Consider the following 24,921-nt stretch of genomic DNA (forward strand, 5'->3'; position numbering starts at 1 on the left):
CAGCCCCCTGCCCCGCACGCCGCGCCGTCCGGCGCACCCGCGGCGGAGACGGTCGGCGGCCCGCAGCTCGCCGGCCGGGGCATCGTGGTCAACACGGCCGCCGGCGTCGCCGGACTGCCGAAGATCAAAGCGTCCTCGTACCTGATCGCGGACGCCGACACCGGGGACGTCCTGGCCGCCAAGAACCCGCACGGCGAGTACCTGCCCGCGAGCACGATCAAGACGCTGACCGCGCTGGCCCTCGTCCCCAGACTGGACGGGAACCACCAGGTGCGGCCGTCGCAGGCGGCGTGCGACGTCGAGGGCACCAAGGTCGGGATCACCCCGAAGATGCGCTACAAGGTCTCCGACCTGTTCCACGCGATGCTGATGATGTCGGCCAACGACGCGTCGGTGGCCCTCGCCGAGGCGAACGGCGGCCTGGAGAAGACGCTCGCCGACATGAACGCCGAAGCCAAGCGGATCAACGCGCACGACACCGTGGCCGGGTCGGTGAACGGGCTGGACAAGGATCTCGGGCTGAACGTCCGCACCATGCACACCTCGGCCTACGACCTGGCGCTCATCCTGCGCGAGGGGATGAAGAACTTGGCCTACCGGACCTACATGCAGGCCATCGACCACAAGTTCCCGGCGCCGCCGAGCAAGAAGGAGCGCAAGCGGGGCAAGAAGGTCAGCGGCTACCCCATCCACACGCACAACCGGATGCTGCCGGGCGAGCGGCACGCCTACCAGGGGATGCTGGGCGGCAAGAACGGCTACACGATCGCCGCCGAGCAGACGTTCGTCGCCCAGGCGCGGCGCGGCGGGCACACGATCGTGGTCGCGCTGATGAAGGCCGACAAGCCGCCGTCCCCGTACGCGGCCAAGCTGCTGGACTGGGGCTTCGCCGCCCGCGGCAAGGTCGAGCCCGTCGGCGTCCTCGTCTCGCCCGGCAACCCGAAGCAGGCCAAGAAGGACGCCGACTCCGGCGGCGTGCTGCCGGACGCGCCGCTCGCCTCCGACGACTCGTCCCGCAAGCGGCTGCTCGTGGGCGGCGGCGCCGTGGGCGCCCTGCTGGCCGTGGCCGCGCTGTTCGCGGTGCTGCGCCGACGCCGCCGCTTCGAGAAGTCCCTCGGGCCCCGTCCGTAGCCGCACGGTCCGTAGCCGCGCCGTCCGTAGCCGCGCCGTCTGTAGCCACGCGGTCCGTGGCCACGCGCCGGGCGGTCAGGTTCTGATCGGTTTGCCGTGGTCGGTCTTGGCGGGTTCTTCCTGTTCGGGGCCGTCCGGCTGTTCCGGGGTGTCCGGCTGTTCCATGCCGTCAGGCTGTTCGGGGCCGTCAGGTTCGACGTGTTCCCGGAGGGCCTCGACCTCCTCGCGGTCGGCCAGGTTCTCCGGGTTGGTGGCATCCGCGGTGAGGACGACCACGCGGGTCGCCGTCCACGCGGCGACGAACAGCGTGAAGCGGGACACCAGGTTGATCCACACCATCAGGCCGACCAGCACGGCGAACGTCCCGTAGACCGGGTTCTCCGTCACCCGCGCGACGAGGAACGTCGCGGCCTGCTTGAGCGCCTCGAAACCGGCGGCGCCGAGCAGCGCGCCGCGGATGATCCGCCGCCACGGCGCACGGGTCCCCGACAGGCGGGTGAACAGCACCAGGAAGATCACGGCGTTGAACGTGATCGCGCAGGCGAGGGACAGCATCCGCAGGCCGGTGCCCGCGCCGGGCACGTCCTGGAGGCCGAACCAACCGAGGACGGTGCTGGTGGCGGACGTCGTGACCGTCGTGACCGCCATGCCGCAGATCAGGGTCACGCCGAGGAACGCCAGGACCGACAGGTCCCAGAACCGCTTGACGACGAAGTTGGCGCCGCCGTCGGGCTCGTTGCCCCAGATGTCGCGGAGCGACTCGCGCAGCACCTGCACCCAGTTCGACCCGGTGATCATCAGCGCGGCCAGGCCGATGAGCCCGACGGCCGTCTTGGACTGGGCGATCTGCTCGACCCGGATCTCCCCGGACAGGCCGGGCAGCAGCGAGTCGATCGCCCGGATGAAGTAGTCGCGCGCCTGGGCGCTGACCCCGACGAGGTAGCCGAGCAGCGAGTACCCGAGGGCCAGCAGCGGGAAGAACGACAGGAAGGCGTAGCAGGTCAGGGCCGCGGCGAGCCGGTCACCGCGCCGCTCCTGGTACCGCTGGAACGCCCGGATGTGGTGGGCCAGCCATGGATGGCGGTCGCGGACGTCGCGCAGCAGGTCCTTCCCTTTGCCGAAAAGGGACTCGCCCTGCCGCTTTATCCCCTTGATCGCCTGCCGCATGGAGGGACCCTACCCAGCGGAGGCCCCCCGATACCGCAGACGGTAATCGATCGTTAAACGCTGCGTTGCCCGCGCGGGCCCGGACCTCCCTCGTCGAGCGACCCGTGCGGGACGGGGCCGCCCTCGCCGAAGACGAAGTCGCACCGCGGGCGCCACACCCCGTCCAGGCCGTGCTCGTAGAGCGAGAAGCCCCACACGTCGAAGTCGGCGCGGTAGCCGGCGAGTTCCTTGAACGCCCGGTCCATGACGTCGTCGGGCAGGTGGTGGGCGATGGTCACGTGCGGGTGGTACGGGAACGGCAGCGGCCGGGCCAGCGGGCCGGACAGAACCCTCGCCTGGACGCGCTCGCAGCCGCCGATTCCTTCGGCCAGGGCCACGAAGACGACCGGGGAGACCGGCCGGAACGTTCCGCTGCCGCGCAACCTGATGGGGAACGCCGGCTCGGTGCGGGCGATCTCCCGCAGGTGCTCCTCGATGCCGTCCAGCGCCTGGCCGGGGACTTCGGTCGGAGGGAGCAGCGTGATGTGCGTCGGGATCGCGTTGGCGAGGGGATCTCCGAAGGAGGCACGCCTGGCCTGGAGGAACGCGCCGTGCGGGTCGGGGATCGGGATGGCGACGCCGATCGCGCGGACATCGGCCCCGGGACCGGCGCCGCGCGGTTCGCCGGGCGCGTCCGGGGCGTCGAGGACGCCCGGGGCGCCGGGCGGCGGCGCCCCGGGCGTGCCGTCGCCCGCGGAGGGCGGTTCCCCCGCGCCCTCCGTGCCGTCGTCGTTCGCTGAGCGGTCAGTGACCACGTCCCACGAATCCCACCCGTTCGCGGACGACGTCCATCGTCCGCGCGGCGACCAAGGACGCACGGCCGGCGCCGTGGGCGAGGACCTGGTCGAGCCGGGCCTCGTCGTCCAGCAGCTTGAGCGTGCGTTCCCTGATCGGCGTGAGCGTGTCCAGGACGATCTGCGCGAGGTCCTTCTTGAACTGCCCGTAGCCGGAGCCCTCGTACCGGCGTTCCAGGTCGGGGATGGGCGTGCCCTCCAGTGCGGAGTAGATCCGCAGCAGGTTGGTGACGCCGGCCTTCTTCTCCTCGTCGTAGACGACCTCGGTGCCGGTGTCGGTGACCGCGCGCATGATCTTCTTGCGCATCGGGCCGGGCTCCTCCAGCACGTCGATGATCCCCTGCGGGGTGGAGGCGGACTTGCTCATCTTGGCGTCCGGCTCCTGCAGGTCGGTGATCTTCGCGGCGCCCGGCGGGATGTGCGCCTCGGGCGGCACGAACGTCTCGCCGAACCGGTGGTTGAACCGCTGCGCGAGGGTGCGGGTCAGCTCCAGGTGCTGCCGCTGGTCCTCGCCGACCGGGACGCGCAGCGCCCGCTCCCCCTCGCCGGGCTCCGGGGTGTAGAGCAGGATGTCGGCGGCCTGGAGGACCGGGTAGGTGAACAGCCCGACGGTCGTCCCGCCCGTCCCCTGCTTGGACGACTTGTCCTTGAACTGGGTCATCCGCCCGGCCTCACCGAACCCGGTGAGGCAGCTCAGCACCCACGCCAGCTCCGCGTGCTCGGGGACGTGGCTCTGCACGAACACGGTGGCGCGCTCGGGGTCGAGGCCCATCGCGAGGAGCTGCGCCACGGCGACCTTCGTGCGGCGCCGCAGGAGCGCGGGGTCGTGCTCGACCGTGATGGCGTGGAGGTCGACCACGCAGTAGAAGGCGTCGTGCGTGTCCTGCATCGAGACCCATTGACGGAGCGCGCCCAGATAGTTGCCGAGGTGGAACGAGTCGGCGGTGGGCTGGATGCCGGACAGCACGCGGGGCCTGACCCCTGCGGCGGCAGCGGTGGACACTGCGGCGGCATCGGTGGACGCTGCTGGGCTGGACGCTTCGGGCATGTGCACGGACCGATTCTCTCAGGTGTCGCCGGAGGCTCCGCCGATGGCCGCCCGCGGGGCCGCGGACGGGGTGCCGGACGGCGCCGTGACGGCCTGCGGCGTCGCGCGCGGCATGACGCGCACGCGCGCCACCCGCCGGCCGTCCATCCGGGCCACCGCGAGGCGCCGGCCGCCGGCCTCCACCGAGTCGCCCTCGGCGGGCACGCGGCGCAGCACCGCCATGATGTGCCCGGCGACGGTCTCGTAGGGCCCCGCGGGCAGCCGGATACCGGTCTCGTCGGCGAAGTCGTCCAGGTTGAGCAGGCCGTCGACCTCGACCACCCCGCCGTGCAGGCGCCGTGCCTGCGCGTCCTGCACATCATATTCGTCGCGGATGTCGCCGATGAGCTCCTCCACGAGGTCCTCCAGCGTGACGATCCCCGCCACGCCGCCGTACTCGTCCATGACGATCGCCAGGTGGCAGCCCTCGCGGCGCATCTCCGACAGGACGGGCAGCACCCGTTTCGTGGACGGCAGGAGCTTCACCGGCCGCACCAGCTCCCCCACCGGCACGTCCCTCGGCGGGCCCTCCCGGCCGTCCTGGCCGTCCGCGCCGTCCGGGCCGTCCGGGCCGTCCGGGCCGTCCGGGTCGCGCGGGCGGTCCGAGGGTAAATCGGGGACGAGCAGGTCGCGGATGTGCACGAAGCCGATCACCTCGTCGTGGGAGTCGCGGCAGACGGGGAACCGCGAGTGCGGGCTGCGGGCGGCGATCCGCGCGGCGGCGGGCAGCGGGAGCGCGGCGTCCAGGAACTCCACCTCGGTCCGGGGCACCAGGACCTCGCGCAGCGGCCGCTCGCCCGCCGCGAACACCTCTCCGATGAGCGCCCGCTCGTCGGCGGTGAGCTGGGTGTTCTCGGCCACCAGCGCCCGCATCCGCTCCGCCGTGAGCTCCTTCCGGAGCGTGCGGGGGTCACCGCCCGCCAACCGCACGACGAGATCGGTCGAGTTCGACAGCAGCCAGACCAGAGGGCGCACGAGCCCCCCGGGCGGCCGGGGCGGCGTCCGGTCCATGGGTTCACCCTTCCCAGTTCGGGGTTCCGGCTAGCCTTGACCCACCCCGCCATCACAGTGTCTTTTTCATGGAGGTCTGTCCTGTGAAGCTTCTCGTCACCGGAGGCGCCGGCTACGTCGGCAGCGTGGTCTCCGCTCTGCTCCTGGAGGCGGGGCACGAGGTCGTCGTGCTGGACGACCTGTCCACCGGGCATGAGGACGCGGTGCCGCAGGGGGCCCGGCTGGTGCGCGGCACGATGCGGGACACGGCCGCGGACGTCCTCGGCGGGGCCGGGTTCGACGCCGTCCTGCACTTCGCCGCCAAGTCCCTGGTCGGCGAGTCGGTGGAGAAGCCCGGCCTGTACTGGGACAAGAACCTGGGCGAGTCCCTGGCGCTGCTGGACGCGATGCGCGTCGCGGGCGTCCCGCGGATCGTGTTCTCCTCGACGGCCGCGACCTACGGTGATCCGGAGTCGGCGGCGATCCTGGAGACCGACCCGACCCGTCCGACCAACCCGTACGGCGCGTCCAAGCTGGCGATCGACACGGCGCTGGCCGAGTACGCGCGGCTGCACGGCCTCGGCGGGGTCTCGCTGCGGTACTTCAACGTCGCGGGCGCCTACGGGCGGCTCGGCGAGCGGCACACCGTGGAGACCCACCTGATCCCGAACGTGCTGAAGATCGCGCAGGGGGACGGCGAGTCGCTGCGGATGTTCGGCGACGACTACCCGACGCCGGACGGCACCTGCGTCCGCGACTACATCCACGTGCTCGACCTCGGCCGCGCCCACCTGCTGGCCCTGGACGCCTGCGCGCCCGGCACCCACCAGATCTTCAACCTGGGCAGCGGCACCGGCAGCTCCGTCCGCGAGGTCGTCGAGGCCTGCCGCGAGGTCACCGGCCGGGAGATCCCGACGGAGGTCGCGCCGCGCCGCCCCGGCGACCCGGCCGTGCTGGTCGCCTCGTCCGAGAAGATCCAGGCGGAGCTGGGCTGGAAGCCCGAGCGGGACCTGCGCACCATGATCGACGACGCGTGGACGTTCCTGCGGTCCCGGTGAGCGGCCCTCACGCGCTCGCCGCGGAGTTCACGGAGGCGTTCGGCCGGGAGCCGGACGGCGTGTGGCGCGCGCCCGGCCGCGCCAACCTGATCGGCGAGCACACCGACTACAACGACGGGTTCGTGCTGCCGTTCGCGCTGCCGCTCGGCGTGTCGGTGGCGGCGGCGCGGCGGGACGACGGCGTGGTCGAGGTGCGGTCGCGGCAGGCCGCGGCAGACGTCACCGCGCCTGTGGACGGCGGGCCGGTCGTGGCCGAGGGATGGCCGCCGGACCGGGCGTGGGCGGCGTACCCGGTCGGCGTGGCGCGGGTGCTGCGCGGGCACGGCACGGGCGGCGCGTCCCTGCTGATCGACTCGGACCTGCCGCAGGGCGCCGGGCTGTCCTCGTCCGCCGCCCTGGAGTGCGCCACCGCGCTCGCGCTCTGCGACCTGCACGGGATCGCGATCGACCGTCCCGCGCTGGCGCGGCTGGCGCAGCGCGCCGAGAACGAGCAGGTCGGCGTGCCGTGCGGGCTGATGGACCAGGCGGCGTCGCTGCTGTGCACGGCGGGGCACGCGCTGATGCTGGACTGCCGCAGCGGCCTGTCGTCGCAGGTCCCGTTCGCGCCCGCCAGCGCCGGGCTGACGCTGCTGGTGGTCGACACGCGGGCGTCGCATGCCCTGGCGGGCGGCGAGTACGGGCGGCGGCGCGCCGAATGCGAGGAGGCGGCGGCGCTGCTCGGCGTGGACGCGCTGCGCGACGTCAAGGATCTCGCCGGGGCCCTCGGGACGCTGCGCGACCCGGTGCTGCGCCGCCGCGTCCAGCACGTCGTCACCGAGAACCACCGGGTCGAGGCGACCGTCGGGCTGCTGCGCGCCGGAGCCGTCCCGGAACTCGGCGCGATGCTGAACGCGTCGCATCTGTCGCTGCGCGACCAGTTCGAGGTCTCCTGGCCCGAGGCCGACACGGCGGTCGACGCCGCGTTGAGGGCGGGCGCGCGAGGCGGCCGCATGATCGGCGGCGGCTTCGGCGGTTCCGTGATCGTGCTGACCGCGGCCGACCGCGCCGAGCGGGTACGGGACGCCATCGCCGCCGCCTACGCCGAGCGCGGCTGGACGCCCCCGGAGTTCCTCGAAGCCGTACCCTCCGAGGGCGGCCGCCGCGTCACTCCTGCATAGCCGCCCGGATGTCGTCGCGGAGGCGGGCGGCCTCCTCGGCGGGGCCGGTCTCGTCCAGGGTGCTGAAGCCGTCCACGGCGGCGGACGCGTGCGACGCCGCCTCCGGCAGCCGCCCGGACCGGGCCAGCAGGCGGGCCTGGTCGTAGGAGACGAGCGCGGTGTCCCAGATGCGGGCGGGTTCGTTGTCCGGCGGCAGGCTCGCCAGCGCCGAACGTGCCGACTCCATGACGGTGACGGCCTCGTCGCCCTCGCCGGACCACATCAGGCACATCGCGGCGCGGCGGCGGGCGCGGACCACGCCGTAGGGGTCGCCGGCCTTCTCGTGCACCTCGGCGGCGGCCGCGAACCGCTCGGCGGCCTGCGCGTCCTTGTCGAGGCCGGTCAGGATCTCGCCGGTCTCTTCGAGGAAGTGCGCGGCGCCGGCCGGGTCCCCCTGGTTCGCGGCGTCCTGGGCGAGGGCCGTGAACGTCTCCACGGCGCCCTCCTCGCCCAGTTCCTTCTGCGCGTGCGCGAGGACCAGGAGGCAGCGCCTCTCCCGGTCGTCCTGGCCTCCGAGGGCGGGGAGCGCCTCCTCGGCGACCTCGGCGGCCTCCAGGTGGCGGCCCGTGGCCAGGTATCCGGCGGCGAGGTCCACCCGCAGCTGGGCGGCCTGCTCGTGCCGGCCTTCGGCCGTCCAGCCCGCGACGGCCTCGGCGAGGTCGGCGACGGCGTCGGCCGGACGGCCGGCGGCCAGGAGGGCGAGGCCCCGCTCCGAGTGCGCCGCCGCACGCATCGGCGACGCGGCGGGCTGCGCGGCGATCAGCTCGTCGAGCAGGGCGAACGTGTCCTCGTGCGGGCCGTCCTCCTGCCGGGCCAGGACGCGGGCGAGCAGCAGCATCGGGGCCGCGGCCTCCCGCGTGCCGCCGGACGCCCGAGCGGCCTCGGCCGACCGGCGCAGCGCCGCGACGCCGTCGTCGGTCTCGCCGGTCAGCAGGAGCGCCTGCCCCCGCAGGAACCACATCTCGCCCGCCCGGTCGGGGACGTCGTCCGGGTCGACCTGCTCCAGGGCGGCCAGGGCGTCGGCGGGGCGGTCCTGTTCGACGTGCGCGGTGGCGAGGCGCAGGAGCGAGCCGGTGGCGTCGCCGTCCCCCGTCGTCTCCTCCGGCTCGCGCGGGTCGGCCAGGTCGTTCACTGTGGCGGGGTCGTTCGCGGAGGCGAGGTCCTCCGGTTCCGGTGCCGGGGTGGGGCGGCGGTGGTGGGCGGCCAGCGGCAGGAAGTCGACGACGGGCTCGGCCGCCAGCGTTTCGCGTACCTCGTCGCCCTGGCGGGACGTGCCGTTGCGGGCATCGAACCGTTCCGCCAGCCTCGTCGCGCGCTCGGTGAGCTCCGCGTGCAGCTCGGGCAGCGGCACGTCCGCCGCCGCACGGCCGTCCGCCGCGGGACGCCGGACCGTCGCGCCGTCGTACCCGGCCGCCATGACCCGGCCCAGGACCAGAGCCGACGCGGCGGCGAACCACATCTCCGCGAGCGGGCTCGGGGCCCGGTCGAGCCACCCGAGATGCCGCTGGACGATCTCCAGCCCCCGCGCCTCGTTTCCGGTGGCCGCGCAGAACTCCAGGTGCTCGGCGATCTCCCCGAGGTCGGCGAGCCGCGCCCGGTGCACCCGGTAGGCGCGGCGGTGCGCGTCGGCGGCCTGCTCGGCGCGGCCCGTGTGCAGGTACACCGGCAGCATCGCGGTCAGGACGGACTGCGGCTGCTCGTTGCACGAGAGCTCCGAGCTCAGCACGGGCGCGGCGATCTCGAACGCCTCCTCGTGCCGTCCGACCTGCGCGAGGTGGCGGATCATGCCGGTGGGGTCGCAGCCCTCGCAGTCGGACAGCTCGTCCCGCCGGGCGGCGCGCCACTTGAGGTACCAGTCGTCGGCCGTGCCGTCGCCGACGTGCTGCGCCACCTTGTGGCGGCGCCGGTAGACGGCCTGGAGGCTGTGCCCGCCCGCGAGGTAGCGGCGCTCCATGTCGTCCAGGAGGGCATAGGTGCGGTCGAGGGGGATCTCGGGGAACAGCGTGAGGGACGACACCCCCGCTTTCATCTGCCACAGCAGCAGGTGGTCCTCGTCGAACCGGCCGGGGTCGCGGTCGTGCTCGGCGAGCGTCCGGCTGAACGTCGCGAGGGCCTTCGCGGGCTCGCCCCCGTACAGGTAGGAGTCGGTGAGCCTGGTCCGCACCCGGAACGCCAGCACGTCGTCAGCGGCGGCCTCCGCGCGGCGTAGCGCGTCCTCCACCAGGATGGTGCGGGCCTCGCCGTAGGGGAGCTCCTGCGCCTGCGCCATCAGCGCGAACACGTCGTCCGTGCCTGACTCGCCTGTGCCGGACTCGTCTTTTCCTGAGGGGTCGGTCATCAGGGGGCCTCCGGGGCGTGGACGGCCCACTCCAGCAGGCCGATGAAGGAACGGTTCAGGACGGCGGTGTCGGCGGGCCGCAGCGGATGGTGCCCGAGCAGCAGCGCCTGCCCGTAGAGCGCCTGGACGGCCAGCTCGACCGGCCCGTCCTCACCCAGGGACGTGATCCGCCGGGCCAGCGGGTTGCGGTAGTTCAGCACGAGCTGCGGGCGCTCGACGCCGGCCGTGGCGTTGACGGCGCCGAGGATGCCGGCCCACAGTTCGTCGGCCTCGTCCTGCGCACGCGTGAGTTCCTCGCGGAACTGGGCGTCGCGGCTGGTCAGGTAGAGCGCGGGGAGCGAGGCCGGGTCGAAGTCACGGATCACCACCTCGCACCCGAGCCGCTCCACCGCGCGTTGCGCCGCCGCCAGGAACGGCCGCAGCGACAGCTCGGCCGCCGGGTCGAGGACGCCGAACGTGGTGGTCAGCTCCGCCGGGTCCAGCCTGGTGAGGCGGATGTCGGGATCGAGGTCCGGCAGCCGCCCGATGATCTCGGTGTCGTGGACGTATCCGCCGTTGACGAGCCCGACGCCCTGCGCCCCCGCGACCGACGACAGGCGCCGGAACTCGTCCACGCTCGTGGTGAACCGGCCGTCCGGGTGCCGCCGCCGGAACTCGTGCAGGGTCATCGGCCCGGCGGACGTCTCGTACTCCAGCCACCGGTCCACGATCCGCAGCATGTCGTCGTCGTGGAGGGCCATCGCCTTCACACCGAGCTGGTGCAGCCGCAGGAACCCGCGCAGCCGCGCCGGATCGGTCTCCGCCAGCTTCACCAGCCACTGCCGCAGGACGTCGCCCAGGCCCTCCCGCGTGGCGTCGAGCAGCTCGTCCTCGTAGAGCGCCTCGCGGCTCGCGGTCGGGCGCAGCTCCCCGGCGTCCACGACGCACCGCGCGAAGAACGCCCACTCGGGCAGCAGCCCCTCGACGCTCTCGGCCAGCAGCATCCGCTTCACGTAGACGCGGTGCGCGGCCCGCGCGGTCGGCGACACCGCCTGCGGCAGGACGAACGCCACACCCGTCAGACCGGCCTCGGGCACGTCCAGATCGACCACGTCGAACGGCGTGAACCCGTACAGCTCCTCGCAGTACTTCTCCAGTGCCCGCCGCCGCACCGCCGGATCCCGGCGGGACACCAGCCACGGCGGCCCGTCCCCGGTGACCGGGACGCCGTCGACGACCAGCTCGACGGGCAGCAGCGACCCGTACGTCCGCGCGAGGTCCGCGACGACCGGCGGGCTCAGCAGCTCGCCCGCGCCCGGCCGCGCCCGCAGCGTGACCGTCGTGCCGGGCTCGTGCCGTTCGGCCGGCTCGACCCGGTAGCTGCCTTCGGATCGTCCCGTCCACCTGACGGCCCCGCCGCCCCGCGCGGAGCGCGTCACGACCTCGATCTCGTCCGCGACCAGGAACGCCGACAGCAGCCCGATCCCGAACTGGCCGAGGAAGTCGTGGCGGGCGAACCCCAGCTCGTCCCGCTTGGACGACCGCCCGATCGTCGCCAGCAGCGTGTGCACCTCGCCCTCCGTAAGGCCCACGCCGTCGTCGTGGACCCGCAGCGTCCCGCCGCCGGTCTCGATCTCGACCCGGCCGCCGCCGCCCCGCGCGGTGATCGCGTCCACCGCGTTCTGCAGCAGCTCCCGGAGATACACCCGCGGGCTCGCGTACAGGTGGCGGCTCAGCAGATCCACCACCCCGCGCAGATCCACCTGGAATGCCTGTTCCGCCACCAGCGCGCCTCCCGATCAGCCGTTCGAAGCGATCACACCCTAGCGACCGATTCCGACCAGATCAGATCATTTGTGCGCCTCCGGACCGATCAGGGCACGGCTGCGCCGCCCGGTGTCACCGCCCCGTGTCACCGCCGGCCGCCATCCCGGCCGCCTCCAGGGCGGCCTGCCTCGCGGCGTCGAGGTCGTAGTGCTTGCGGGTGACGATGCGCTGCGCGTACAGGCCGCCGCCCGCCTGGACGTTGGTGACCTGGCGCCATCCGCCGTAGGAGTCGGCGGTCAGGTCGCGGATGGCGTGGAAGAGGCGGGTGCGGTACTCGCCGTCGACGTCGGAGCTGGTCGACATGTACTTGCGCGCCAGCGGCCCCACCTCGGGGTTCTCCAGGTCCGCGATGGACGGGGCGGTGACGACCGCCGCGCCGGCGATGTCGTGCAGGTGCCGCACCATCGTGTTGTACTCCGTCGCCCCGGTGTACTTGCCGGCGTTGGTGAACAGCTCGTTGGGGAAGACTGCGCCGAACACGCCCGTCTCCGCGTGGGTCAGCGCGGCCTCCAGGCAGGCCCGCACGACGGTCGCATGAATGATCATCTCCGAGATCTTCTCCCGGACGTGGCCGACCCGCTGCAGGCCGTTCGCCTCGGCGATCAGCTGCGCGAGACCGACCAGCACGTCGGCGCCGTCGGCCATGGAGCTGAGGCCGCCGAGCCGCTCCCACAGCCCGAGGGAGTGGGCGAAGACGGCGGCGCTCTCCGTCTCCCCGTCGAGGAAGACGCGCTCGGCGGGGACGAACACGTCGTCGAAGATGACGAACCCCTCCGGGAAGTGCTCCTTGCCCGACGCCGGGAACGACCGCAGGTCGGCGTGCCGCGGCGCGTAGGTGGTGTTGATGATCTTCACTCCGGGGGCGTCGACGGGGATCACCGCCGCGAACGCGTAGTCCTCCTCCCCCGGTTTCATCGACTTGGTCGGGATCGTCATCAGCTCGTGCCCGAACGACGCCGCGGTGATGTGCAGCTTGGCGCCCCGGATCACGACGCCTTCGGGAGTCCGGTCGACCACCCGGACGTAGGCGTCGGGGTCGTCCTGGCGGACCGGCGAGAGCGAGCGGTCGCCCTTCGCGTCGGTGATGCACTGCGTGACGCGGATGTCGCGTTCCTGGGCGTCGGCCACGAAGGCCTGGATGCGCTCGACGTACTGCGGGCCGGACTCGGCCAGCCGCCCCGCCGCCGTCGCCAGCGTCATCAGCGAGGTGTAGTTGACGTGCGCCATCATCCCCGCGGTGTGGACGAGCTCGACCTTCTCGCGGAGCTCGTCCGCCGTCGTCGGGATGCCGCTGACGGGACTGACGCCGTCGACCGCCTTGAGCGCCAGCCAGTCGTAGCCGTCCGCGACGTTCTGGACCACGGTGCCGAGGACCGGGTGGCCGGGGAGGTCGGTGACCTTCTCGCCCTCGAAGTAGGTGCTGCGGCCGTCGTCGAGACTGGCCTTGTACTGGTCACCGGTGAGCATGTGCCGGTGCTCCTCTCGCTCTGGGGGTGCGCGTCGGGAATGCGCGTCAGGAATCGGTCTGCGAGCGGCCCCGGGCGACGATCGCCGCACGGCGCCGTTCGACGGAGGCGGGCTCGAAACCGCGGGCCAGCCAGTCGCGCGACGTCCGGGCCTCGATGTCGTAGCCGGGTGCGGTCTGGGTCAGCTCGATGCGCCGGTAGGAGTCGAGGAGGGTCCGCACGGCGTCGTGGTCGTTGGCGGCGATCGTCCGGGCGACCCGGTGGGCCGTCGGCAGAAGCTCCTCGTGGGGGACGACCTCCGTGACGAGACCGGCGCGGAGGGCCTCACCGGCGCCGAGGAAGTCGCCGGTCAGGCTCATGCGGCGGGCCATCCCGTGGCCGACCAGCTGCGGCAGCAGGACGGACAGCCCCCACCCCGGCAGGACACCGACCCGGGCGTGGGTGTCGGCGAACCGGGCCCGTTCCGAGGCGATGAGGATGTCGCAGTTGAGCGCGAGCTCCAGCCCGCCGGTGACGGCGACGCCGTTGACGGCACCGATCACCGGCTTCGACGTCACCGGCCAGGGGTAGGGCGAGGGCTTCTCGTCCTCGTCCCGGCCGAGCCGCAGGTTCTCCCCCGAGCTGCCGAGCTGCTTGAGGTCCAGGCCGGCGCAGAAGGCGGGGTCGGAGCCGGTGAGGACGATGGCGTGGACGCCGGCGTCGTCCTCAAGGGAGCGCATGGTCTCGCGCAGGGCGGTGATGAGTTCCGCGCTGAGGGCGTTGCGCGCCTCGGGGCGGTCGAGGGTCACGGTCGCGACCCCGTCGGCGCGGTCGAGAAGGAGGACGTCGCTCATCAGCGGCCCTGCCACACCGGCGGCCGCTTCTCGGCGAAGGCCGTGGCCCCCTCGCGGGCGTCCCTCGACCGGGACACGGGCCGGGCGATCCTGTCCTGCTCGGTCCAGGCCTCCTCCTCGGTCCAGTCCGCCGACTCCTCGATGATCCGCTTGCTCGCGGCGACCGCCAGCGGGCCGTTGGCAGCGATCTCGCGGGCCAGGCCGAGGGCGGTGCCGAGCGCGGCGCCGTCGTCCACGAGGCGGTTGACCAACCCCAGCTCGCTCATCCGCTCCGCCCCGGCATGGTTGCCGAGCAGGGCCAGCTCCATCGCGATGTGGTATGGGATGCGGTGCTGGAGGCGGAGCAGTCCGCCCCCGGCGGCGACGAGGCTCCGCTTCACCTCGGGGATGCCGAACGACGCGCCGCGGGAGGCGACGACGAGGTCGCAGGCGAGCACGATCTCGAACCCTCCCGCGAGCGCGTACCCCTCGACCGCGGCGATCAGGGGCTTGCGCGGGCGGCGCTGCACGAACCCGGCGAAGCCGCGTCCCTCCACGACGGGGTGCTCGCCCCGGACGAACGCCTTGAGGTCCATCCCCGCGCAGAAGGTCCCGCCCGCGCCGGTGATGACGCCGACCTGGAGTGCGGGGTCCGAGTCGAGCCGGTCGACGGCCTTGGCGATGGCGTGCGCGACGTTCTCGTTGACGGCGTTGCGGGCCTGCGGGCGGTCGATGGTGATGACGAGGACGCCGCCGTCGTCCTCGACGCGGACCTCCGCGGCGTCCTGGGGGTCGGTTGTCATGGTGCTCCCTGCTTGTGGACGGGATTCGTGGACGGGTTGGTGGATGACGGATTCGTGGATGACGGATTCGTGGATGACGGGGGGTCAGGACGCGGCGTCGGTCAGGAGGCGGCGTCGAGGACCGACGCGGCCAGCCGTTCGGACGCGGCGGCGCGGCCGCCGAGCAGCGAGGCGTCGCTCACGGCGCGCTTGTAGTAGAGGTGCGCGGGATGTTCCCAGGTGAAGCCGATACCGCCGTGCACCTGGACGGTGTTCTTGGCCACCGCCTGGTAGTCGGCCGCCGTCTCGGCGGTGGCCAGGTCGACGGCGATCCGCGGGTCGTCGAGGCTCGGATCGTCCAGTGTCCAAGCCGCGTGATAGGCCGCCGACCGGGACTGCTCCACCGCGATGTGCATGTCCGCGCACCTGTGCTTGACGCCCTGGAAGGAGCCGATCGCCCGGCCGAACTGGAGTCGCGTGCCGGCGTACTCGACGCTCATCGCCAGCAGCCGGGCACTGGCGCCGACGGCTTCGGCCGCGAGGACGACCGCGCCGACGTCCCGGGCCGCCGACACGGCGGCCAGCGCCGCGCCAGGGTCCCCCAGGGGCCGGGCGGGAGTGCCGTCGAACCGGACCCGGCCGAGGCGGCGGGTCTGGTCAAGGGCGCTCAGCGGCTCCACGGAGAGGTTCCGCGCCCCGGCCTCGACGAGGAAGAGCGAGGGCCCACCGTCCGCCTCGGCCACCACGGCGAACGTGTCGGCGGCGACGGCGTCGAGGACGTGCGAGGCGGCACCGCGCAGCACGGGGGCGTCCCGCCCCTCGGCGACGATGCCGGTCCGCGCCGGCGCCCACACTCCCCGCGCGCCCGTGGCCACCAGGCTCACGACGGTCTCACCCGAGACGATCCTGGACACGATGCGGGCGCCCTCGGGGTCTCCCGATCGCGCCAGCGCCGTCCCGGCCAGCGCGACGCAGCCGAGCAGCGGCACCCCGGCGAGGACGCGTCCGAGTTCCTCGGCGACGATGGCGAGGTCCACCACTCCGCCGACGGCCTCACCGGCCTCGGTGGGCAGGGCGAGCCCCAGCACGCCGAGGTCCCGGCCCAAGGTGCGCCATACCTCGCGGTCGAATCCCGTGGGGGTCTCCAGTTGGGCACGGACCGCTTCGTCGGTCCAGGTCCGGTCCGCCACGGACCGCGCCAGGTCGCGCAGCGCCCGCTGCTCCTCGGTGAACTCGAACTCCATCACAGATCCCTTTCACATGGCCCGAAGCCCGCCCGGTCAACCACGCCCGTCCTGTCAGCCGCGCCCGCCCTCTCAACCGCGCCCGCCTTCTCAACCACGGGGGACCTCGCGCCACGGCTTGCCGGTGTCGGCGCGGAGGTCGCCCGGCAGGCCCAGCAGCCGCTCGCCGATGACGTTGCGCAGCACCTCGGAGGTGCCGCCCTCGATGGTGTTGGCGCGCGAGCGCAGGAACTTGCGCGGGAGATCCTCGCCGTCGCCGCCGGCGGGCGGCGCGTTGTAGCCGCTGTAGAGCGCCGCATCGGGGCCGAGCATGTCCATGCAGAACTCGTAGACGTCCTGGTTCAGCTCGGCGCCGGTGAGCTTCCCGATCGAGCCCTCCGCACCCGCTGGGCGGTCTCCCTGCTCCACCCGCTGCCGGTCGCCGGTCAGGCGTGCCGCGTCCGCGCGGACGAAGAGTTCCAGCAGCCGGGCGCGCAGCACGGGGGTCCGCAGGTCCCTCCTTTCCCGCCACAGCCGCAGGGCCGAGCCGATCGAGCCGCTGCCGCGGACGCTGGAGCCGCCGCCGATGGCGTTGCGCTCGTTCATCAGGGTGGTCATGGCGACCCGCCACCCCTCACCGACGGCGCCGAGCCGGTGGGAGTCGGGGATGCGGGCGCCGCGCAGGTGGACCTCGTTGAACTCGGCCTCGCCGGTCATCTGCCGCAGCGGCCGCACCTCGACGCCGGGGTCCCTCATGTCCAGGACGAAGTAGGTCAGCCCCTTGTGCTTGGGCTGGTCGGGGTCGGTGCGGGCGAGCAGCAGCGCCCATCTCGCCTTGTGGGCGTTGCTCGTCCACACCTTCTGCCCGTTGACGACCCACTCGCCGCCGTCCCGGACCGCCCGGGTCGCCAGGCCCGCGAGATCCGAACCGGCGCCGGGCTCGGAGAAGAGCTGGCACCAGATCTCGTCGCAGACGTAGAGCGGCCGGAGGAGACGCTCCTTCAGCTCCCGGCTCCCGTGGGCCATCACCGTCGGGCCCGCCATGCCGTAGCCCATGGGGTTGAGGTCGAACGGCACCGGCCCACCGGCGCTCTGGAGGACGGCGTCGACCGCGGCCTGGACGCCCGGTTCGGCACCGAGCCCGCCGAGCCCCTCGGGGAACTGGACCCATGCGAGGCCCGCGTCGAAGCAGGCTTCGAGGAACTCCCGCTGCGGGGTCGACGCCGGCGGGGTTCGCTCAAGGACGGCTCGCGCAGCGTCGAGGGCGGCGGTCGTGGTCACTCCGGACTCCTCGGGTCGTCTGTGGGCATGCTGGTGGTCGGCATGCCGGTCAGCGGTCGTGGAAGTCGGGGGCCCGGCGGTCCCGGAACGCCGCGGCGGCCTCGTCGTGGTCCCGGGTGTAGGTGGTCAGGATCTGGGTGCGGTTCTCCAGGTCGATGCCCGCCTGAAGGCTTCCGATCTCCAGCTGGCTCCACATGACCTCCTTGGTCATGCGCACCCCCATCGGGCTGTTGGCGCAGATGGCCCGCGCGGTCTCCAGCGCCGAACCGAGCAGTTCCCCGTCCGGGACGACCCGCGTCACCAGCCCGATGCGGTCGGCCTCGGCGGCGTCGATGAGGCGGCCGGTCAGCATCAGCTCGAACGCCCGGGACGCCCCCACCAGCCTCGGCAGCATCCAGCTCACGCCGATGTCGCATCCGGACAGGCCGATCCGCACGAACGCGACGTTGAAGCGTGCCGACGTCCCGGCGATCCGGACGTCCGAGGCCAGCGCGAGCGCCAGCCCGCCGCCCGCCGCCGGCCCGTTGACGGCCGCGACCACGGGCTGCGGCATCGCCCGCAGCTTCGGCACGAGCGCGGCGATGTGCTTCTGGAGCCGGAGGCGCTCCTGGGGCGAGTCCTGCTGCTCGCGAGTGTTCTGGGTTCCGAGGTCATAGGACGTCAGGTCCAGGCCGGCGCAGAACCCGCGTCCCGCTCCGGTGAGGACGACGACCCTGCATCCGGGGTCGGCGGCCAGCGCGTCGAGGGTCCGGTGAAGCTCGGCGAGCAGCTCCGGCGAGAGCGCGTTGAGCCGCTCGGGACGGGACAGGGTGAGCAGGGCGATGCCCGGCTCGGGGGTGCTCAGCTCCAGCGTGGACGTTTCACCGGCCTGCGGGCCGGGTTCCCGGGGCGTGGTCATGGGGGCTCCTGGATGCTCGGAAGGAAGGGGCGGGCGACGCGGAGACGGGCTCAGCCGCGCTGCCGCTCGTTGAACGGGACATTCTTGTCCGGGTCGGGATCCTTCGGCAGCCCCAGGACCCGCTCGGCGATGATGTTGCGCTGGATCTCCGGCGTCCCCCCGGCGATGCTCGCCTGCTTCATCACCAGGAACTCGTAGGAGGCCGCGGAGTTCTGTCTCCCTTGTTCCCAGGCGAGCGCGGCCAGCGGTTCCACCTCGGCCGCCAGCGCCCCCGCCTTCTCCTCCAGCCGGGCGTTGACGAGCTTGCGGATCGATCCCTCCGCCCCGGCCGCCTTCCGGCCGGACTCGGCATGGGCCCGGACGGTGGTCATCTGCAGGACCCGTTCCTCGACCAGGAAGCGGAGCAGGTCGTCGCGCAGGACCGGCTCGGCGAGCGTGCCGTTGTCCCGGGCCCGGCGGAGCAGCACGTCGGCGCGGCCCTCCCCGACGGCGGGCAGCCCGGTCAGCCCGTTGCGCTCCTGCATCAGCGTCGTGATCGCCACCGTCCAGCCCCCGTTCACCTCGCCGAGGAGGGCGTCGGCGGGCAGCCGCACGTCGGTGAGGAAGACCTCGTTGAACTCGGCGTCCCCCGTCATCTGCTTCAGCGGCCGGGCGTCGACCCCGGGCGTGCGCATGTCGAGGAGGAAGTAGCCGATGCCCCGGTGCTTGGGCAGCGCGGGGTCGGTGCGGGCCATGAGCAGGCCGTAGTCGGCGATGTGGGCGAACGAGCTCCACACCTTCTGCCCGTTGACCACCCAGGTGCCGTCGTCCTGCCGCTCGGCCCGCGTCGACAGGCCGGCGAGGTCGGAGCCGGCGCCGGGCTCGCTGAACAGCTGGCACCAGCGGTGCTCGCCGCGGGCCAGCGGGCGCAGGTACCGTTCCCGCTGCCTCGGCGTCCCGTGGAAGATGATCGTCGGCCCGGCCAGGGCCAGCCCGACGAAGTCGATCATTCCCCGGTCGACCCGGTACCGCAGGACGGCGTCGGCGACGGCGCCCGCCGCACGCGCGGACAGGCCCAGCCCGCCGCACTCCCTCGGCCACGTCGGCGTCGACAGGCCCGCGTCGCCCAGCGCCGCGTACCAGGCCGGTCCCCGCTGGGGATCGTCCAGGAACGCGCCGACGGCGTCCCAGTCCGCGTCCAGCGCGGCCTTCAGGACGTCGCCGGGGAGGTTCGCGCGCAGCCAGGCGTCCGCGGCCTCGAAGGCCTGGACCTCGGTGGCGTCCTCCGCCAGCTCGATCAACGGGGCCGGCTCGGTCAACCGGGACGGCTCGGTCATCGGGTCGCTCCTTGCGGCTCCGGGGACGGATCGGTGAGATCGGTGAGGACGTGGGGCAGGAGCGCGGAACGGGCCTCGGCCTCCCCGCCGAGCAGGGTGGCGTCGAGGCGGGCCCGCCGGAGGAAGAGGTGCGCGTCGTGCTCCCAGGTGAACCCGATCCCGCCGTGCAGCTGGATCGCGTCCTTGGCCGTCTGCAGGAAGGCGCCGCCGCAGTAGGAGCGGGCGACGAGCGACCCGAAGTCCTGGCCGGATGAGCCCGGTTCCTGCCAGGCCGCCCAGAACGCGGCGGACCGCGCCATCTCGTGGCGCACCGCCATGTCGGCGAGCCGGTGCTTCACGCCCTGGAAGCCGCCGACGGGACGGCCGAACTGCCGGCGCGTCTTGGCGTACTCGGCCGTGCGGCGGACCAGCTCGCCGGCGGCACCGGCCTGCTCGGCCGCGAGCAGGATCGCGGCGGTCCGCCGCATCCGCTCGGCGACCGCCCAGCCCCCGCCCCGCTCCCCGATCCGGCGTGCCGGCGTTCCACGCATCTCCAGGCGGGCCGCGGGCCGGGTGCCGTCGAGCACCTGGCGCGGCACGCGGGTGAGGCCCGCGGCCGCTCCCTCGACGGCATACCAGGTCGCGCCGGCCTCCGACTGCGCGAGCACGAGGATCACCTCGGCGTCGGCGCCGTCGAGGACGAGTTCCTTGTCCCCGTCCAGGACGGGGCCGCCCGTGCCGCGCCGTGCGGAGCTCCGCACGGACTCCGGCGCCCACCGTCCGTCCGCCTCGACGACGGCGACGGTCGCCGTCAGCTCGCCCTCGGCCAGGGGTGGCAGCAGTTCACCCGCGACCGGGTCCCTCGGCAGGGCGGCGAGGACGTTCGCCGCGAGCACCGCCGTGGGCAGGAACGGCCCGCCGAACAGCACGGCGCCCATCTCCTCCATGACGATGGCCAGGTCCACGAGCGAGCCGCCGCTGCCGCCGTGCTCCTCGGGAAGCCCCAGCCCCTGCAGCCCCAGCTGGGCCGCGAGGGTCTCCCACATCTCGGGATCGTGGCGCTCACCGGCCTCGGCCAGTTCCCGGGCCCGCGACAGCGGCGCCTTGGCCGTCAGCACACCGCGCACCGCGGCGCGCAGGTCGCCGTGCTCCGGCGTCCAGGAGAACTCCATGCGTACCTCCCTGTGACGAGCCCGCTCAGCGCGGGCTCATGCGGATGGCGCCGTCCAGCCGGATCGTCTCGCCGTTGAGCATCGGGTTCTCGACGATGTGCTGGACCGTGGCCGCGTACTCGTCGGGGGCGCCGAGACGGGACGGGTGCGGCACCTGCCGTCCCAGGGACTCGCGCACCTCGTCGCTGAGCGCCCCCAGCATGGGGGTCTCGAAGATGCCCGGCGCGATCGTCATCATCCGGATCTGCAGCGACGCGAGATCCCGCGCGATCGGCAGCGTCATCCCCACGACGCCGCCCTTCGAGGCGGAGTAGGCCGCCTGGCCGATCTGCCCCTCGTAGGCGGCGACCGAGGCGGTCGCGACGGCGACCCCGCGCTCCCCGGCGACGGGCTCCAGCTCGGCCATGCGGGCCGCGGCGAGGCGGATCAGGTTGAAGGTTCCGACGAGGTTCACCTCCACGGTCCATGCGAACCCGTCGAGGGGCGCGGGCCCGTCGCGCCCGACCGTCCTGCCCGCTCTCCCCGAGCCCGCGCAGCTGACCGCGATGCGGAGCGGGCCGAGATCCGAGGCGGCGTCCACGGCCGATGCCACGTCCTCCTCCGAGCGGACGTCCCCGGCGACGAAGGCGGCCCGGCCGCCGAGTTCCGCGGCCGCCTTCTCGCCCGCCGAGGACGGCAGGTCGAGCAGGACGACGGAGCCGCCGTGCTCCAGCAGCCTGCGGGCGGTCGCCAGCCCGAGCCCGGAGGCCCCGCCCGAGACCACCGCCGACGTGCCTTCGATCCTCATCTGGTCACTCCTGTCGTCGCGGATGTACGGGCGCGGATGTGCGGGCACGGGTGTACGGGCACGGGCGCGGGTCAGCGCCCGCGGAACACGGGGGGACGCTTCTCGAAGAAGGCCCGGCCCGCCTCCTCGGCGTCCTCCATCGCGAGGTTCACCGCCTGGGCGCGGGCCTCGGCCTCCAGCGCGCCCTCGAAGCTGCTCTCGAACGCGTCGTTGAGCAGGCGCTTGGACTGTGCGAGCGCCACCGGAGGTCCGTCGACGAGCTGCTCGGCGAGAGCGGTCACCGCGCCGTCGAGCTCCTCCGGCGGGACCACCTGCCGCACGATCCCGAGGCCGTGCAGGGTGCGGGCGTCGATCATGTCTCCGAGCAGCACCATCTCCTTGGCGCGGTGCAGCCCGACCAGCCGCGGCAGCAGCCACGAGCCGCCGAAGTCCACGGAGAGCCCGCGCTTGACGAAGATCTGGGCGAAGCGGGCCCGGTCGCTGGCGATGACGAAGTCGCCGGCCAGGGCCAGGTTCATCCCCGCCCCCACGGCGTATCCGTCGACGCGGCAGATGACCGGCATCCGCGTCCGGTGGAGGGCGAGGCATGCCTGGTTGACCTCGTGCATGCCGATGAGCGCGTGCCGCTCCCCTGGCGTGGACAGGTCGGCGCCGGCGCAGAAGTCGTCCCCTTCGCCGGTGACGACCAGCACCCGGGCATCGCTGTCCGCCACGTCCGAGACGGCGTCCCGGAGGGCCGTCCAGGCCGCCTGGCCGATCGAGTTCCTGCGCCGCGGGTTGGAGATCGTGAGGGTGGCCACGGCCCCGTCTTGCGACACGGAGAACGGCGGGACCACGGGTGCCGCCTCGTCGATGCTTGTCATGGGTCCATTCTCTCAACCAAACATGATGTCACTGTCATATTGAGGCCTCGACGTGCAGGCGCGGCTCGCCCTCCAGTGGTTGACCCTGATGTCAATATCGCCCTGTCTACCCGGCCCGGATGAACCATGTCAACGGTTTGGGCCGGATCGCGTCCTCAGCCCGATACCGGCGGCAGAGCCCGCCGCGAAGAGCATTGACACCGCCACGGCGATCGATTAGACACAAGGTGATTTCCACGTCATGTGTGTGACAGAGATCGACCTCACCCCCGCAATGCAGGAGCGGCCATGCACGCCAGGATCCGCGTCGGCGACTACCTCCGCCTCAGCTCGCAGCGCCACCCGGACGTTCCCTGCCTCGTCTTCGCCGACGGCACCGAGCAGACCTTCGCCGAGACCAACGCGCGCGTGAACCGGCTCGCGGACGCCATGGCCCGGCGCGGCGTCTCGAAGGGCGACAAGGTCGCGATCGTCGCCACCGACTGCGGCGGATACATCGAGCTGCTGCTGGCCTGCATGAAGCTCGGAGCGGTCTACGTCCCCCTCAACAACCGCCTCGCGGACTCCGAACTGCTGACGCTGCTGCGGTGGGCCGGGCCGTCGATGCTCTTCGTCACGAGCCGCTACCTCGAAACCGCGCGTGCCCTGCTGCCGCGGATCGAGGGACTGGACATCCTGGTGGACTTCGACCAGGACGACGGCCCCGAGGGGTACGAGGCGCTCCTCGCGACCGGCGAGGACGTGGAGCCCGATGTCGACGTGCGGGACGAGGACGTCATCGGCCTGGCCTTCACCTCGGGGACGACGGGGCTGCCGAAGGGCGTCCTGCAGTCGCAGCGGATGATCAAGTCGCTCATCGTGAACATGTCGATCGACTACGAGATCCTGCCGGACGAGTTCCGCTACACCGCGTCGCCGACCTTCCACATCGCCGGGCAGGGCATGATCCTCATGCACGTGTGGCGCGGGTTCCCGACCCTGGTCCTGCCGCAGTTCGACCCCGGCGAGGTGCTGCGCTGGATGAAGTCGGGGCGGCTGACCGGCGTGTTCCTCGTCCCGACGATGATCAGTTCGGTGCTGGAGCGGCCCGAGGCCGCCGCGGGCGCCTACCCCGGTCTGCGCTCCATCATCTACGGCGGCGCCCCCATCTCGCCCAGGCTGCTGCGCCAGGCCATCGAGACCTTCGGCTGCGACCTGATCAACGCCTTCGGGGCGGCGACGGAAGGCGGGCTGCAGACCGTCCTCGGCTCCGCGGACCACCGGCGCGCGATGGCGGGCGACACGCACCTGCTCGGCTCGATCGGCAAGCCCGCCTTCGGGGTGGAGCTCCGCATCGTCGACGAGAACGGCGACGACGTGCCGCGCGGGGAGACGGGCGAGATCATCACCCGGTCGGACGCGGTGATGAACGGCTACCTGGAGATGCCGGGCGAGACCGCGCGGGCCATCCGCGACGGCTGGTTCTGGGGCGGCGACCTGGCCCGGATGGACGCGGAGGGCTACCTCTACCTCGCCGGACGCAGCAAGGACATGATCATCCGCGGTGGCGAGAACATCTACCCCATCGAGATCGAGACGGTGCTCTCGGAGCATCCCGGCGTCGCGCAGGCCGCCGTCGTCGGCCGGCCGGACGAGCACTGGGGCGAGGTCGTGATCGCCTACCTCACGGCCGAGCGCGAGGTCGATCTGGAGGCCCTGCACCGCCGCTGCCGCGAGCGGCTGGCCGCCTACAAGGTCCCCGCCGAGTTCATCGTGGTCCCGGAGATGCCGCTCAACGCCAGCGGCAAGATCCTCAAGCGGAGGCTCCGCTCCGAGCCGCCCGAGGCCGCGGTGCGGCTGGGCGCGGGGGCGGGCCGGTGAGGCGGAGCACCAGGCTGTGGAGCACCAGGCTGTGGAGCCGGCGTCGGGACGGTGACCGGCCTGCTCAGCCGGGCTTCGCGGGCTGCCAGTCGTAGACGCCCGCTCCCCGCAGCCACACGGTGGTCAGGGCGTGCAGGAGTTCCTTCTCGTCGAACTCCTTGCCGAGGTTGAGCCAGACGTGGCAGATCTGGTCGACCATCGAGCCGATCAGTTCCGCGGTCATCTCGGGATCGAGCGACGGGTCGGAGAGCCCCTCGTTCTGGTGGTGCTCGATGATCCGCGCCATGCGGTCGACGTGCGCCTCGCGGACCTGCAGCCGGATCCGCTTCATCTCGGGGGTGAACGTGCCCACCTGCTCTATGAGCGCGACGATCTTGGCGTTGCGCCGGTAGGAGTCCACGAACCGCTTCATCGCCGCGTAGGTGCGGTCGTAGGTCGCGGGCGCCTGGGGACGGCTCGAACCGAGTTCGATGATCATGTCGCCGGCCACCCTGGTGGCGACGGACTGGAAGATCGCGTCCTTGGAGTCGAAGTAGGTGTAGAAGGTGCCCTGGGCCACCTTCCCCTCGGCGGCGATGTCCGCGACGCGGGTCTCCAGGAAGCCCTTCTCCTCGAAGACCCGGCGAGCCGCGTCGAGGAGGGCGGCGCGGCGCGCATGGCCGCGTCCCGTCAGCGGGCCGGTCTGGCGCCGCTCCTGCTGCTCCGGACTCGTGGTGGTGCCGAGCCGGCCACCGCGCGTCTTGGACATGTCTCATCACTCCCGATCAGTGGTACGACGCCCCGCACCGCGCATCGATGAGCATCTCACCTTTGTGACTGCCACATCAAAGATTCGAAGAGTGTTGCGCAGGCGGGGGGCCTCGATGGGCGGTGCTC

At 72.9% G+C, this 24,921-nt stretch carries 21 protein-coding genes; 4 read left to right on the forward strand and 17 right to left on the reverse strand.

The features are described from left to right. Positions 1 to 1,131: serine hydrolase (locus E1285_RS15780; protein WP_132152645.1), on the forward strand; the 1,131-nt coding region annotated here is incomplete at its 5' end. A gap of 75 nt (positions 1,132 to 1,206) precedes the next feature. Here the strand turns inward: E1285_RS15780 and E1285_RS15785 are convergent. The 4 genes from E1285_RS15785 to E1285_RS15800 are packed head-to-tail and all read right to left on the reverse strand — an operon-like array spanning position 1,207 to position 5,229. After that, complete coding sequence (locus E1285_RS15785) at positions 1,207 to 2,298, reverse strand: YihY/virulence factor BrkB family protein (protein WP_132152647.1); 1,092 nt, start codon at positions 2,296 to 2,298, stop codon at positions 1,207 to 1,209. A gap of 53 nt (positions 2,299 to 2,351) precedes the next feature. Then, positions 2,352 to 3,092: a 2'-5' RNA ligase family protein gene (locus E1285_RS15790; protein WP_165966635.1), complete on the reverse strand. Its 741-nt coding sequence runs from the start codon at positions 3,090 to 3,092 to the stop codon at positions 2,352 to 2,354. Next, positions 3,082 to 4,185 carry a tryptophan--tRNA ligase gene (gene trpS, locus E1285_RS15795; RefSeq protein WP_243722806.1) on the reverse strand — a complete coding sequence of 368 codons (1,104 nt, stop codon included), beginning with the start codon at positions 4,183 to 4,185 and terminating at the stop codon, positions 3,082 to 3,084. Before trpS ends, E1285_RS15790 begins: the two co-directional genes overlap by 11 nt. Positions 4,186 to 4,197: 12 nt before the next feature. After that, a complete protein-coding gene (locus E1285_RS15800; protein ID WP_132152649.1) occupies positions 4,198 to 5,229 on the reverse strand; it encodes a hemolysin family protein in 1,032 nt (343 codons plus the stop codon). Between the two features lie 83 nt (positions 5,230 to 5,312). Here E1285_RS15800 and galE point away from each other — a divergent pair, with 83 nt between their 5' ends. Together galE and galK are read left to right on the forward strand one after the other, a co-directional pair. Next, a complete protein-coding gene (gene galE, locus E1285_RS15805; protein WP_207946612.1) occupies positions 5,313 to 6,266 on the forward strand; it encodes a UDP-glucose 4-epimerase GalE in 954 nt (317 codons plus the stop codon). Then, on the forward strand, positions 6,242 to 7,423 hold the full coding sequence (gene galK, locus E1285_RS15810) for a galactokinase (RefSeq protein ID WP_243722807.1): 1,182 nt from the start codon (positions 6,242 to 6,244) through the stop codon (positions 7,421 to 7,423). The genes galE and galK overlap by 25 nt, the downstream gene beginning before the upstream one ends. Here galK and E1285_RS15815 read toward each other — a convergent pair. The 12 genes from E1285_RS15815 to E1285_RS15870 all read right to left on the reverse strand — a co-directional run bounded on the left by E1285_RS15815 (position 7,410) and on the right by E1285_RS15870 (position 22,185). Next, complete coding sequence (locus E1285_RS15815; protein ID WP_132152653.1) at positions 7,410 to 9,800, reverse strand: tetratricopeptide repeat protein; 2,391 nt, start codon at positions 9,798 to 9,800, stop codon at positions 7,410 to 7,412. The genes galK and E1285_RS15815 overlap by 14 nt on opposite strands. Further along, positions 9,800 to 11,563 (reverse strand): HSP90 family protein, encoded by a 1,764-nt coding sequence (locus E1285_RS15820; protein WP_132152655.1) that lies wholly within the window; start codon positions 11,561 to 11,563, stop codon positions 9,800 to 9,802. Before E1285_RS15820 ends, E1285_RS15815 begins: the two co-directional genes overlap by 1 nt. Before the next feature lie 115 nt (positions 11,564 to 11,678). Continuing rightward, positions 11,679 to 13,073 carry a 4-hydroxyphenylacetate 3-hydroxylase N-terminal domain-containing protein gene (locus E1285_RS15825; RefSeq protein WP_132152657.1) on the reverse strand — a complete coding sequence of 465 codons (1,395 nt, stop codon included), beginning with the start codon at positions 13,071 to 13,073 and terminating at the stop codon, positions 11,679 to 11,681. A gap of 46 nt (positions 13,074 to 13,119) precedes the next feature. Further along, positions 13,120 to 13,905 carry an enoyl-CoA hydratase gene (locus E1285_RS15830; protein ID WP_132152659.1) on the reverse strand — a complete coding sequence of 262 codons (786 nt, stop codon included), beginning with the start codon at positions 13,903 to 13,905 and terminating at the stop codon, positions 13,120 to 13,122. Further along, positions 13,905 to 14,687, reverse strand: a complete 783-nt coding sequence (locus E1285_RS15835) for a crotonase/enoyl-CoA hydratase family protein (protein ID WP_132152661.1) — start codon at positions 14,685 to 14,687, stop codon at positions 13,905 to 13,907. The genes E1285_RS15830 and E1285_RS15835 overlap by 1 nt, the downstream gene beginning before the upstream one ends. 101 nt (positions 14,688 to 14,788) lie before the next feature. Next, positions 14,789 to 15,910: an acyl-CoA dehydrogenase family protein gene (locus tag E1285_RS15840; protein ID WP_132152663.1), complete on the reverse strand. Its 1,122-nt coding sequence runs from the start codon at positions 15,908 to 15,910 to the stop codon at positions 14,789 to 14,791. Between the two features lie 90 nt (positions 15,911 to 16,000). Next, positions 16,001 to 17,170, reverse strand: a complete 1,170-nt coding sequence (locus tag E1285_RS15845) for an acyl-CoA dehydrogenase family protein (RefSeq protein WP_132152665.1) — start codon at positions 17,168 to 17,170, stop codon at positions 16,001 to 16,003. A gap of 49 nt (positions 17,171 to 17,219) precedes the next feature. Further along, positions 17,220 to 18,068: an enoyl-CoA hydratase/isomerase family protein gene (locus E1285_RS15850; RefSeq protein WP_132152667.1), complete on the reverse strand. Its 849-nt coding sequence runs from the start codon at positions 18,066 to 18,068 to the stop codon at positions 17,220 to 17,222. A 50-nt stretch (positions 18,069 to 18,118) separates the two neighbouring features. Beyond that, positions 18,119 to 19,384, reverse strand: a complete 1,266-nt coding sequence (locus E1285_RS15855) for an acyl-CoA dehydrogenase family protein (protein ID WP_132152669.1) — start codon at positions 19,382 to 19,384, stop codon at positions 18,119 to 18,121. Next, complete coding sequence (locus E1285_RS15860) at positions 19,381 to 20,535, reverse strand: acyl-CoA dehydrogenase family protein (RefSeq protein WP_132152671.1); 1,155 nt, start codon at positions 20,533 to 20,535, stop codon at positions 19,381 to 19,383. The genes E1285_RS15855 and E1285_RS15860 overlap by 4 nt, the downstream gene beginning before the upstream one ends. Before the next feature lie 25 nt (positions 20,536 to 20,560). Then, a complete protein-coding gene (locus tag E1285_RS15865) occupies positions 20,561 to 21,322 on the reverse strand; it encodes an SDR family NAD(P)-dependent oxidoreductase (RefSeq protein WP_132152673.1) in 762 nt (253 codons plus the stop codon). 71 nt (positions 21,323 to 21,393) lie between these two features. Continuing rightward, positions 21,394 to 22,185 (reverse strand): enoyl-CoA hydratase-related protein, encoded by a 792-nt coding sequence (locus tag E1285_RS15870; RefSeq protein ID WP_132152675.1) that lies wholly within the window; start codon positions 22,183 to 22,185, stop codon positions 21,394 to 21,396. A gap of 288 nt (positions 22,186 to 22,473) precedes the next feature. On the opposite strand from E1285_RS15870, the gene E1285_RS15875 reads away from it, so the two are divergent. Beyond that, the gene (locus E1285_RS15875) at positions 22,474 to 24,045 is read left to right on the forward strand and encodes an AMP-binding protein (protein ID WP_132152677.1); all 1,572 of its coding nucleotides are present in this window, start codon (positions 22,474 to 22,476) and stop codon (positions 24,043 to 24,045) included. 64 nt (positions 24,046 to 24,109) lie between these two features. On the opposite strand, the gene E1285_RS15880 is transcribed toward E1285_RS15875, so the two are convergent. Further along, entirely contained in the window at positions 24,110 to 24,793 is a 684-nt protein-coding gene (locus E1285_RS15880) for a TetR/AcrR family transcriptional regulator (protein ID WP_132152679.1), read from the reverse strand. Positions 24,794 to 24,921 lie beyond the last annotated feature (128 nt).

The organism is Actinomadura sp. 7K507 (assembly GCF_004348425.1).
Lineage (GTDB): Bacteria > Actinomycetota > Actinomycetes > Streptosporangiales > Streptosporangiaceae > Spirillospora.

Bases quoted from the DNA above. Each gene is read 5' to 3' on its own strand.
- E1285_RS15875 (WP_132152677.1), top strand. From the start codon at position 22,474: ATGCACGCCAGGATCCGCGTCGGCGACTACCTCCGCCTCAGCTCGCAG.
- E1285_RS15855 (WP_132152669.1), bottom strand. From the start codon at position 19,384: ATGACCGAGCCGTCCCGGTTGACCGAGCCGGCCCCGTTGATCGAGCTG.
- E1285_RS15785 (WP_132152647.1), bottom strand. From the start codon at position 2,298: ATGCGGCAGGCGATCAAGGGGATAAAGCGGCAGGGCGAGTCCCTTTTC.
- E1285_RS15835 (WP_132152661.1), bottom strand. From the start codon at position 14,687: ATGACAACCGACCCCCAGGACGCCGCGGAGGTCCGCGTCGAGGACGAC.
- E1285_RS15830 (WP_132152659.1), bottom strand. From the start codon at position 13,905: ATGAGCGACGTCCTCCTTCTCGACCGCGCCGACGGGGTCGCGACCGTG.
- E1285_RS15880 (WP_132152679.1), bottom strand. From the start codon at position 24,793: ATGTCCAAGACGCGCGGTGGCCGGCTCGGCACCACCACGAGTCCGGAG.
- E1285_RS15865 (WP_132152673.1), bottom strand. From the start codon at position 21,322: ATGAGGATCGAAGGCACGTCGGCGGTGGTCTCGGGCGGGGCCTCCGGG.
- E1285_RS15850 (WP_132152667.1), bottom strand. From the start codon at position 18,068: ATGACCACGCCCCGGGAACCCGGCCCGCAGGCCGGTGAAACGTCCACG.
- E1285_RS15825 (WP_132152657.1), bottom strand. From the start codon at position 13,073: ATGCTCACCGGTGACCAGTACAAGGCCAGTCTCGACGACGGCCGCAGC.
- E1285_RS15800 (WP_132152649.1), bottom strand. From the start codon at position 5,229: ATGGACCGGACGCCGCCCCGGCCGCCCGGGGGGCTCGTGCGCCCTCTG.
- E1285_RS15870 (WP_132152675.1), bottom strand. From the start codon at position 22,185: ATGACAAGCATCGACGAGGCGGCACCCGTGGTCCCGCCGTTCTCCGTG.
- E1285_RS15815 (WP_132152653.1), bottom strand. From the start codon at position 9,800: ATGACCGACCCCTCAGGAAAAGACGAGTCCGGCACAGGCGAGTCAGGC.
- E1285_RS15840 (WP_132152663.1), bottom strand. From the start codon at position 15,910: ATGGAGTTCGAGTTCACCGAGGAGCAGCGGGCGCTGCGCGACCTGGCG.
- E1285_RS15860 (WP_132152671.1), bottom strand. From the start codon at position 20,535: ATGGAGTTCTCCTGGACGCCGGAGCACGGCGACCTGCGCGCCGCGGTG.